The organism is Blastococcus sp. CCUG 61487, from assembly GCF_005222955.1.
In the GTDB taxonomy this organism is placed as follows: Bacteria; Actinomycetota; Actinomycetes; order Mycobacteriales; family Geodermatophilaceae; genus Blastococcus.
The window spans coordinates 1-550 of sequence record NZ_LWUA01000166.1 but is presented as its reverse complement, the minus strand read 5'-3'; the positions used below and the strand labels follow the sequence as shown (position 1 = coordinate 550).

General features: G+C 80.2%; 1 pseudogene. It reads right to left on the bottom strand.

The annotated features are described in order from the left end of the window. Positions 1-222: 222 nt before the first annotated feature. Positions 223-550: pseudogene (locus A6V29_RS20825) on the bottom strand (mycofactocin biosynthesis glycosyltransferase MftF); the annotation flags it as partial.

The window sequence follows — 550 nt, the reverse complement described above, 5'->3', positions numbered from 1 at the left end:
AACGAGTTCTCCAGTTGCACGACTGGACCCTCCTGAGGCTGCGGACCCGCGGGCGGGCCCCGGGCGGGACGGACGAGTACGGACCGGCGGCAGCCGCCGACGCTACCGCCCGCACCCTCCCGCGCGGCCAGGACGCGGGCGCGCCTGAGCCCCGTGGTGCCACCCGTCCGTGTGCGCCTGCCGGGGCTGGCGTGACGGGGTTGCCGAGGAGCCGGGCGGCGCTCAGGACGCCGGGGACGAACCCTCCGGCGGGCGTGCCGGCAGCAGCGCGCGCGCCGACCGCGCCCGTACCGCCCCGCCCCACAGCCCCGCGCCGTAGGCGAGGTCGTCCAGCCGCCGGGCGAGCAGGTGACGGACCGGTCCCACTCGACGCCGCACCGGCCACCAGGCCACCAGGCCCTCGACGACGGCGAGCGACGTCAGCGGGCCGCGCGCCCGCGGGACCAGCAGCGCGACCGCGGCCGCGACCGGCCAGTGGTGGCGGGTTGCCGCCCGGGCCAGCGCCCGGGCCGACGTGCCAACGCTGCGCGCCGTCAGCGCGGCGGCCAGG